At 73.3% G+C, this 4,634-nt stretch carries 7 protein-coding genes; 4 read left to right on the top strand and 3 right to left on the bottom strand.

All coding sequences use genetic code 11. The features are described from left to right. The 3 genes from EAO70_RS07955 to EAO70_RS07965 form a co-directional block, all read right to left on the bottom strand. Window positions 1–122: LysR family transcriptional regulator (locus EAO70_RS07955; RefSeq protein WP_148002316.1), on the bottom strand; the 122-nt coding region annotated here is incomplete at its 3' end. 53 nt (window positions 123–175) lie between these two features. Further along, the gene (locus EAO70_RS07960; protein ID WP_148002302.1) at window positions 176–673 is read right to left on the bottom strand and encodes a MarR family winged helix-turn-helix transcriptional regulator; all 498 of its coding nucleotides are present in this window, start codon (window positions 671–673) and stop codon (window positions 176–178) included. Further along, complete coding sequence (locus EAO70_RS07965; RefSeq protein ID WP_148002303.1) at window positions 670–1,152, bottom strand: MarR family winged helix-turn-helix transcriptional regulator; 483 nt, start codon at window positions 1,150–1,152, stop codon at window positions 670–672. Before EAO70_RS07965 ends, EAO70_RS07960 begins: the two co-directional genes overlap by 4 nt. Window positions 1,153–1,402: 250 nt before the next feature. On the opposite strand from EAO70_RS07965, the gene EAO70_RS07970 reads away from it, so the two are divergent. The 4 genes from EAO70_RS07970 to EAO70_RS07985 all read left to right on the top strand — a co-directional run. Continuing rightward, entirely contained in the window at window positions 1,403–2,170 is a 768-nt protein-coding gene (locus tag EAO70_RS07970) for a GntR family transcriptional regulator (protein WP_148002304.1), read from the top strand. Window positions 2,171–2,228: 58 nt separating this feature from the next. Then, the gene (locus EAO70_RS07975) at window positions 2,229–2,456 is read left to right on the top strand and encodes a ferredoxin family protein (RefSeq protein ID WP_030313017.1); all 228 of its coding nucleotides are present in this window, start codon (window positions 2,229–2,231) and stop codon (window positions 2,454–2,456) included. Window positions 2,457–2,470: 14 nt separating this feature from the next. Beyond that, window positions 2,471–3,850, top strand: coding sequence for an ABC transporter substrate-binding protein (locus EAO70_RS07980; protein WP_148002305.1), 1,380 nt, complete (start codon window positions 2,471–2,473; stop codon window positions 3,848–3,850). Further along, window positions 3,847–4,634, top strand: a 788-nt coding sequence (locus EAO70_RS07985) for an ABC transporter permease (RefSeq protein ID WP_148002317.1), incomplete at its 3' end; no start/stop codon positions are given. The genes EAO70_RS07980 and EAO70_RS07985, both read left to right, overlap by 4 nt.

The raw sequence follows: 4,634 nt of genomic DNA on the forward strand, positions 1-4,634 counted from the left end.
ATCCGCTTGAGCTGAGCGCTGAGCGCCGGCTGGGCGAGCCCGAGCGCGGTCGCGGCGCGTGTGAGGCTTCCCGCGTCGGCGATGGCCCGGATCGTCTTGAGGTGCCTCAGCTCCAAGTCCATAGCGAGAGCTTGACGCCCCGCCCCGCCGCCTCAGGGGTGGCCCGGACGGGGCTTCAGGCTCCGGCGGCCAAGGCGGCGTTCGCGCGCTCGGTGATCAGGGTGAGCACGCGGCCCACCACCCGCAGGTCCTCGTCCGGGATGCCGTCGTAGAGGCGGGCGGAGAGGGCTGCGGACTCGGCGGCGGTGGCGTCGTACGTCGCCCGTCCGGCGTCGGTGAGCCGCACCCGCGCCGGGTCGGCCCGGTCAGCCGGGGCAGCCGGGTCCGTGGAGTCCGCCGGGACCGTGGGGTCCGTCTCCAGGAGTCCGGCGGCCACCAGATCGTCGATCACGCCGGAGACGAGGGCGGGGTCGGCCTTCAGGGAGCCGGCGACGTCGCCGACGAGCGCGTCGCGGCCGGGGGCGSCGCCCGCGGCCGCGGCGGCCCGGAGGGTGACGCTCTGGTGGAAGGTGATGCCGTGGCGGGTCAGCACGCCCTCCAGGACGGCGCGTGCCGCGTGGTGGGCCAGGGCCAGGACGCGCCCGTCGGCGCGGGGTGCGGTGGTGGTGGTCATGACGGCTCCTCGTCGTGCTCGGTGGACGGATCGAGAGGTACGTCGAGCAGGGTCTCCAGCTCGCGGGTGAACTCCAGGGCGCGCGGACCGGTCCGGCCTCCGAGCGGCTCCAGGAGCTGGTCCAGGAGCCCTTGGACGACCGTGATCGCCCGGCGCGTGACGTCGAGTCCCCGCTCGGTGAGCGACAGCTGCATGGCCCGCGGGTCGCCGGGGTCCCGGGTCCGCTCCAGCAGCCCGGAGGCCTCCAGGGCGCGGGCGAGCTTGGAGACGTACAGCGGCTCCATGCCCGTCCGGTCGGCGAGCGCGCGCTGGCTGGGCCGCAGCCCTCCGCGCGACATGCCGTACAGCGACGCCACCACCACGTACTGGGCGTGGGTCAGACCCAGCGGCGCGACCGCCCGGTCGACGGCCACGCGCCACTTCATCGATAGGCGCCAGACCAGGAATCCCGCGGTGGCGCCGTTGGTTGCCGAACTCACAAGAAATACCGTACATGGCTACTATGTACATGGCTACTGTTTACGCCCGGGCCCTGGCCGGGATCGAAGGCCGGGGCCGGCCGCGCTTCCCGCATGGTGGGCTGCCGGGCGTCCACAGGGTGGGCGGCGAGGTGGCGGATGTTCGCGCACGAGCCGAGTCACCGCAGGTCAGAGTCGTGCGTGCGGGATGCCGGGTGGCGCAATACTGCCGCAACACCACCGGCGGCACCTCCCGGCTACGTTCCTTGCCATGCCCGCCGAACCCGCCTCCGCCGCCCGCCCCGTCGCCGCCGCACGCCGTCTGCGACTGCGTGCGGACCGGGCGCGGCAGCTCGCCGACCTGCTGCGCCACCAGATCCTGGCGGGCGGCTTCCCCGGCGGGGTCCTGCCCCTGGAGGACGTCCTCGCGGCCGACTACCGGGCCAGCCGGAACACCGTCCGGCAGGCGCTCGACCTGCTGCGCGGCGAGCAGATCGTCGAACGGCAGCCGGGCGTCGGCACGGTGGTGGTGTGCGAGAAGTACCCGCACGGCCTGGACCGGTTGCAGGGGCTCGCCGAGACGCTGCGCGAGCACGGGCGGGTCACCAACGAGGTCCGGACCGTGGGGCCGGTCGGGGCGCCGGGCCCGGTCGCCCACCGGCTCGGTCTGCCGGAGCACTCGGACGTGCTGTGCATCGAGCGGCTGCGCCGGCTCAACGGGCTGCCGCTCTCCCTCGACCTGTCGTACCTTCCGATGGACGTCGGCGGCGAACTCCTGGGCTGCGACCTGGAGAACACGGATGTGTTCCGGCTCCTGGAGCAGCTGACCGGCGGGCCGCTGGGTCACGCGGAGATCACCCTGGAGGCCGTCAACGCCGACGCGCACTCCGCCGCCGTGCTCGAAGCGCCCCGCGGGGCGGCCGTCCTGATGCTGGAACGGCTGACCTGTCTGCCCGACGGACGACCGGTGGACCTGGAGTTCATCCGCTTCCGGGGCGACCGGATCACCATGGGCGGCATCCTGCGCCGCTCCCTCTGACACCCGGCCTCGACCCCTCCCCCGACCCTCCCCGCCCATCCCTTTCCTGGAGACAGCCATGCCTCTGGTCCCCCAGCGTGCCGACGTGCCCGTGACCATCGACGAGTCGAAGTGCATCGACGGGTGCACGCTCTGCGTCGACATGTGTCCGCTGGACTCGCTCGCGATCCGCGAGGAGGACGGCAAGGCGTACATGCACGTGGACGAGTGCTGGTACTGCGGCCCCTGCGCCGCCCGCTGCCCCACCGGGGCGGTCACCGTCAACATGCCCTACCTGCTCCGGTGAAAGGCCGAACTCCCATGCCCAGAGCACGACGTGCGCTGCCGCCCCGCCGGACGGCGGGGCGGCCCACCCTCCCGATCGTCCTTCCGCTCGCACTCCTCCTCCCCCTCGCCACCGCCTGCGGCGCCGGTGCCGGGGAGTCCTCCGACGGCAGGACGGTCACGGTGACCGTCGGCTACCAGTCGAAGACCATCAACACCGTCACCGCCGGCACCCTGCTGCGCTCCCTCGGCTACTTCGAGGAGGAGCTCGCGGACCGGGGCCGGGCGGACGGCCTCAGCTACCGGGTGGTCTGGCAGGACTACGCGACGGGAGCGCCGATCACCGCGCAGATGACGGCGGGGAAGATCGACATCGGTTCGATGGGAGACTTCCCGCTGCTGATCAACGCGGCCCGCGGGAAGCAGCTCAAGAAACCGACCCGGCTCGTCTCGGTCACCGGCTACAACCTGCGCGGCGGCCTCAACACCGTGGTCACCGCCCCCGGTTCACCGCTGCGGTCGCTCGCCGACCTGAAGGGCCGCAAGGTGTCGACCAGCGTCGGCTCGGCCGCGGACGGCACCCTCGTGCGCGCCCTGCGCCGGGCGGGCGTCGACCCCGCGAAGGACGTGCGCAAGCTCAACCAGCAGCCGAGCGTGGGGGCTTCGGCCCTGTCGTCCGGCAGCGTCGACGCGCTCTCCCAGTTCGTCGCCTGGCCCGGCCTGCTCGCCTACCAGGGCAAGGCGGCCGCGCTGTACGACGGTGCCGAACTGAACCTGCCGACCTTCCACGGGGTCACCGTCCGCGAGAAGTTCGCCGAGCGGCGGCCCGCGGTCCTGGACGCCTTCCTCCGTGCACAGCACCGCGCCACGGAGCACCTGCGGAAGCAGCCGGTGGCCGCCGCCGAGTCGGTCGCGAAGGAGACCGGACTGCCCGCCGAGGTGGTCTACCTCTACAACGGCGCCCAGGGCATCGCCACCTTCGACCCGGCGCTCCGGCCGGAACTGATCGCGGCCCTCAAGGAGGACGTGCCGGTGCTCAAGGAGGCCGGTCTGGTGACCGACGTCGACGTGGACGCCTTCGTCGATCCGGTGCCCCTGCGCCGTGCGGTACCGGACGCGGCGTACCCGAGGACGACCGGCGCGAAGGCCGAGCTATGGCTGAAGGGGCAGCGCACGACCCGCACCCTCGACAGCCCCGGCGCGCTCCTGAAGGCCGTCAGGGGCGCCTCCGTGCGCGCGGCCTACGTGCCGGACGCGGTGACGGGGACGCTCTGGTTCGCGGACCGGGCGGTGTGGGTCCAGGACGGTTCGGCCTGGCGGGCGTTCCTCACCCGGTCGGCCTCCGAGCGGTACGTCACCCGGCACCCCGGCGCACGCGTCGTCCCGTACGCGGACGCCGTGCGGCTCGCGTCATGAGCGCCGGGCGCCGACTGGTCCGGGTGGCGTCCCCGCTCGCCGCGCTCGGCGTGTGGCAGCTGCTGACCTCGTACGACGTCGAACTCTGGCTGAGGTTCCAGCAGTTCCCCACGGTCGTCGAGGTCGCCGCCGCCCTCGGGGACCGGATCGGCACCGAGGCGTACTGGCAGGATCTCGGGCACAGTCTGCGGCGGATCGCGGTCGGCTTCCTCCTCGCCGCCGTGCTCGGGGTGACGGCGGGAACGGCCGTCGCCCGGTCGCGGTGGGCCGCCGACGTCCTCGGGCCGCTGGTCGAGGTGGTGCGGCCGATCCCGGCCATCGCCCTGGTGCCGGTCGCCATCCTGCTGCTCCCCACCAACGAGCAGGGCATCGTCTTCATCACCTGCGCCGCGGCCCTCTTCCCCGTCCTTGTGTCGACGCGGCACGCCGTGCGGGCGCTCGATCCGGTGTGGGAGGAGGCGGTGCTCACCCTCGGCGGGAGCCGGGCGCGGGTCCTGTTCTCGGTGGTGCTGCCCGGGGCCCTGCCGGGGATCTTCGGAGGCCTCTCGGTGGGGATCGGCGTCTCCTGGATCTGTGTGATCTCCGCGGAGATGATCTCCGGCGAGTACGGGGTCGGCTACCGCACCTGGCAGGACTACACGGTCGTCGACTACCCCGGGGTCTTCGTCGGCATGGCCACGATCGGCGCCCTGGGCTGGCTCACGTCCACCGCGGTGGAGACGCTGGGCCGCCGGGTCACGGCATGGCTGCCCCGCCCGGCCACCGGCGTCCGGACCCCCGGGAC

It is taken from the genome of Streptomyces sp. adm13(2018) (assembly GCF_008042145.1).
In the GTDB taxonomy this organism is placed as follows: domain Bacteria; phylum Actinomycetota; class Actinomycetes; order Streptomycetales; family Streptomycetaceae; genus Streptomyces.